This is a genomic window from Martelella sp. (assembly GCF_984369615.1).
Window position 1 is genome coordinate 1 of sequence record NZ_CFHTCS010000355.1, and the last position, 4,390, is coordinate 4,390.

The following is a 4,390-nucleotide window of genomic DNA, read 5'->3' on the forward strand; positions in this document are numbered from 1 at the left end:
ATAAAATAGGTTAGAGCGTCCTTTGTGCGTCCGAATGGACGCACGGCGCTCTAGCTCCTGATCCGCTTCGCGTGCGTGAACACCGAGAACCCGTCGCCGCGGGCGCTGGCGACAAGCGTTATGCCGGCCCTTTCGGCCGTCTCGACCGCAAGCGCGGTCGGCTGCGAAACGGCGATCAGCACCGGCGCGCGGGCGAACGCCGCCTTCTGCACCATTTCCACGGACAGCCGGCTGGTGACAACGAGAGCGCCGCTGACGGCCGTCTCCCCCTTGCGCATGAGCGCCCCGATAAGCTTGTCGAGCGCGTTGTGGCGGCCGACGTCCTCGCGCACTGCCGGCATGCCCGCGTCCGGCCGGAAGACGCCGGCCCCATGCACGGCGCGCGTCTTCGCAAAAACCGGTTGACGATCGGAAAGCGCCGTTACCGCCCGGTCAACGTCGCTGACGGTCATCGTGAAGTCATCGCCTTCGAGCGCTGGCACAGGCCGCATCGCGGCATCGATGCTTTCCAGCCCGCACAGCCCGCAGCCGACCGGCCCCGCCATCGAGCGGCGGCGTGCGGCAAGCGCGGCAGAACGGTCTTCCCCGAGTGATATCTGCAGGTCGATTCCGGTCTCAAAGTGAACAGCCTCTACGCCGAGGATCTCGTCCGGATGACGGACAATGCCTTCCGTCAGGCTGAAACCGTAGGCGAGATCGACAAGATCGGCAGGGGTCGCCATCAATACGGCGTGGGACGAGCCGCCATAGCTGAGCGCCACAGCCGTTTCGGCGGCAAGCGCCTCCGGAGCGCGCGCCTGGCTGCGGCTTCCGACGCAAAAAAGCGGCGCTCGTGCAAGCGCGGCGGGCGGCATCCCGTCAGCCATTGTCCGTCACCGCGGCGGCACGGCGCGTCCTGCTTTCGTCCCGAAACATCCCTGCAATCAGCGCAAGGGAAGACGAAAGCTCGATTTCGGAGGACGCAGCGAGCGCCACGCGGATTGCGGGGGCGGAAGGCTCGCGCCCGGCGCGGAACGTGGCTCCGGCGGCAATGGCGACGCCGCGCTGGCGCGCGCGGTCGACGAAGACAGCCTCGTTGACGCCGTCCGGAAGCGGGATCCACACATGCAGCGCGCCCGGCGTCATGGCGCAGTCAATGCCCGCCAGTTCCTTCTCGGCGATCGCCCGGCGGCGCTTCAGCGCCATACGCTGCCAGTTGACCAGTTCCATCGCCGTGCCGTCAACGATCCAGCGGCTGGCGATTTCGGCCATCACCGGGGTCGCGATCCAGTTGGCCGCGAGATAGCGGTTGGAAACGGCGGCCGCATACCGGTCCGGGGCGACCAGGAAACCGCATCTGAGACCCGGGATCGTGTTCTTTGACAGGTCGGTCATGTAGAGCGTCCGCTCCGGCGCGAAGGCGGCGACCGGCGGCGGCCGGTTTTCCACCAGCGGGCCGAGCACGTCGTTTTCGATGACGGCGAGGTCGAACCTGCGCGCGATTGCCGAGATCGCCCGCCGGCGCGGCGCGCTCATCAGCGTGCCCCGCGGGCCGGCTGCCGAGGGTTGCAGGAAGATCGCTTTCAGGCGTTTTCGCGCCGCCAGCGCCTCGAGCGCGGCAGGCACTATTCCGTCGGAATCGACATCGACCGGCTGCAGATCGATGCCGAGATAGCCGGCAAGCGGCCTTGCCATCGGATGGGTCAGGTCCTCCGCCGCCATGGCAGAGCCCGGCGGCGCGACGCTCATGAAGGCCGCCGTCATCGCATCGCTCGAACCGTTGGTGACGGTAATGCCGTGCGGCGGAGCCTTCAGGCCGCAGGCCGCCAGCCAGTTGGCGCCGGCCATGCGGTAACGCCGGAACAACGCGTTCGGTATCATTGAAAAGGCAAGGTCCGGCGGCATGGTGGCGCCGAGTTCGGCAAAGGCGTTGCGGAAACGGGCAAGACTGCGGCTCTCGCACACCGGTTTCAGGATGGAGAGGTCAACGACGCCGGATGTCCCTTCGGTCAGATGCGGTCGTTCGAACGCATTGGAAGCCGCCTTGACATAGGAACCGCGCCCGACCTCGCCGGTAACGAGTCCCCGGCGGGAAAGCGCCTCATAGGCACGGGAAACGGTCTGGACCGAAATATTCAGATCGGCCGCCATCTGCCGTTGCGGCGGCAGGCGCATGCCGTCGACCAGCAGGCCGTCGCGGATAGCGCCGGCGATCTGTTCGGCAATGGAAAGATAGGCCGGTCGCTTGATCAGCCTCGGATTGGGACGCCATTTGCTCATGCGCCATCGTGCGGCAAATCATATCAATTGACAATAGCGCAAGCACGACCAATGCCGATGCGGCGGCATCACAAGCCTTTGAATCCTATGTGGTCTGCATTTCTTCCGAGGTCAGGCCCAACGGCGAAAATCAGTGCAATTGGTTAAGGCAATCTGAAACCCGGTCAGGTGCCGAGGCTCTCGATCTTGGTACAGAGCCAGTCCGACAGCTTCAGCGAGGCGGCAGCGGCCGCCACCATCTGCGGCAGGGTCAGCCATTCCAGCGTCCAGGCCGCGCCCGAGCGCTCCTGCTCATGCACCAGCGCCATATGCATGGCCGAAAGCTGCGCGGCGTTGAAGCGCGACAGTGACACCAGCACCTCCGCCGTCACCGGATTGCGCTTGCCGTCGATATCGGAGGACTCGCCGCCCCCGGAGAGTTCGATTTCCTCGCCCATTTCGGCGAGAAGCGCAATGTCGAGGCCGAATTTGCCGAGGCTTCCGGTGATCTGCGACATGGCGGAGGCGAATTCGGCGATCACGTTGCGCTGGTTCTGCCATTGCGGCGCATCAATCAGGCCGAGAAGGTCGGCCAGCATGGCCCGCACCTCGACAGCCTGCTCCGGCAGCCTGTGCAGCGTCCCGACCGCGCCGCCGAATTGCACGGCGAAGAGCTGCCCGTCGAGCCTCAGGAGAAACTGCCGCAGATACAGCACCGGCTCGCGCCAGGATCGCAGCCGGTCGGAAACGGCGATCGGCATGGCCGGCTGCATGCGCGTGCGCCCCATCAGTGTCCGGTCGCCGAAGCGGGAATCCAGCGTTTCCATGCGCTGGAACAGGTGGTCGAGCCGGTCGATCAGCAGCGTCGACACCGCCGACAGCCGCATCATCAGCGAGGTATCGATGACATCCTGGCTGGTCGCACCGAAATGCACGTGGTCCGCTGCATCCGGCCCCACGGCCGCGCGCAGCTGGCGCACCAGATCGGGCACGACGATGCCGTCGCGGCCTGTGGCGAGCTTCAGCGCCTCGATATCCGGCCAAAAGCCGGCGCAGACTTCGCCGATGCGCGCCGCTGCCGCTTCCGGAATGACCCCGGCGCGGGCCTCGGCCTCGGCGAGCGCCGCCTCGAAAGCCAGCATGGCCTTGATTTCCGCGTCGAGCGAAAAGAAGGCGGCAACCTCGTCGTCGCCCACCAGACCCGAAAGCACGGGATGATCAAAAGCAGAATAACTCATGGATTGCGATCGCTTGCTACCGGAAAGAGCAGGAGGGCGGAACCATCCCGACCGACACGGGCACCGTGGCAACCGGCGCCGACCTCACATTGCGACAATGGCGCGACAAGCGCAAGGGCGGAGCCCGGTTTTCCGGTTTACGGCGACCCGCATACCAGGAAGGCGGCCGATCGCCGCCTTCGCAAAACCCGATTCCTCGCGCGTCACTTCCAGGCGCGAATATCGACGAACCGGCCCTCGATCGCGGCCGCTGCGGCCATGGCGGGCGAGACCAGATGGGTGCGGCCCTTATAGCCCTGGCGGCCCTCGAAATTGCGGTTCGAGGTCGAGGCGCAGCGCTCCTCGGGCTTCAGCCGGTCGTCATTCATCGCAAGGCACATGGAGCAACCCGGCTCACGCCATTCGAAACCGGCCTCGAGGAAGATCTTGTCGAGGCCTTCGGCTTCCGCCTGCTCCTTGACCAGGCCCGAGCCCGGGACGATCATGGCGTTGACCCGGTCGGAAACCTTCCGTCCCTTCGCGACGGCGGCCGCCGCGCGCAGATCTTCGATGCGGCCGTTGGTGCAGGAACCGATGAAGACGCGGTCGATCTCGATATCGGTGATCTTCGTCCCGGGCGCCAGGCCCATATATTTCAGCGCCCGCCATTTGGAGGCGCGCTTGGTCTCGTCGGCGATATCGTCCGGATTGGGCACTTCGCCCGTGACCGCGATCACGTCTTCCGGCGAGGAGCCCCAGGAAACGATCGGCGGCAGGTTGGCGGCATCGAGCGTGACGACGCGGTCATATTCCGCGCCCTCGTCCGTCGTCAGCGACTTCCAGTATTCGACGGCCCGGTCCCAGGCCTCGCCCTTCGGCGCGCGCGGGCGTTCCTTGATATAGGCGAAGGTCTTTTCGTCCGGCGCGATCAGGCC

The 4,390-nt window shown here is 66.0% G+C and carries 4 protein-coding genes; all 4 read right to left on the bottom strand.

The window, feature by feature from the left end; translation table 11 throughout:
- Positions 1–50: 50 nt before the first annotated feature.
- Positions 51–866, bottom strand: a complete 816-nt coding sequence (fdhD, locus tag AC5DC2_RS20045) for a formate dehydrogenase accessory sulfurtransferase FdhD (protein ID WP_491699749.1) — start codon at positions 864–866, stop codon at positions 51–53.
- Positions 859–2,259 carry a MocR-like ectoine utilization transcription factor EhuR gene (gene ehuR, locus AC5DC2_RS20050; protein ID WP_491699750.1) on the bottom strand — a complete coding sequence of 467 codons (1,401 nt, stop codon included), beginning with the start codon at positions 2,257–2,259 and terminating at the stop codon, positions 859–861. Before ehuR ends, fdhD begins: the two co-directional genes overlap by 8 nt.
- Positions 2,260–2,423: 164 nt before the next feature.
- A complete protein-coding gene (locus AC5DC2_RS20055) occupies positions 2,424–3,476 on the bottom strand; it encodes a 3-carboxy-cis,cis-muconate cycloisomerase (RefSeq protein ID WP_491699751.1) in 1,053 nt (350 codons plus the stop codon).
- 203 nt (positions 3,477–3,679) lie between these two features.
- Positions 3,680–4,390: aconitase family protein (locus tag AC5DC2_RS20060; RefSeq protein WP_491699752.1), on the bottom strand; the 711-nt coding region annotated here is incomplete at its 5' end.

Bases quoted from the DNA above. Each gene is read 5' to 3' on its own strand.
- fdhD (WP_491699749.1), bottom strand. From the start codon at position 866: ATGGCTGACGGGATGCCGCCCGCCGCGCTTGCACGAGCGCCGCTTTTT.
- AC5DC2_RS20055 (WP_491699751.1), bottom strand. From the start codon at position 3,476: ATGAGTTATTCTGCTTTTGATCATCCCGTGCTTTCGGGTCTGGTGGGC.
- ehuR (WP_491699750.1), bottom strand. From the start codon at position 2,259: ATGAGCAAATGGCGTCCCAATCCGAGGCTGATCAAGCGACCGGCCTAT.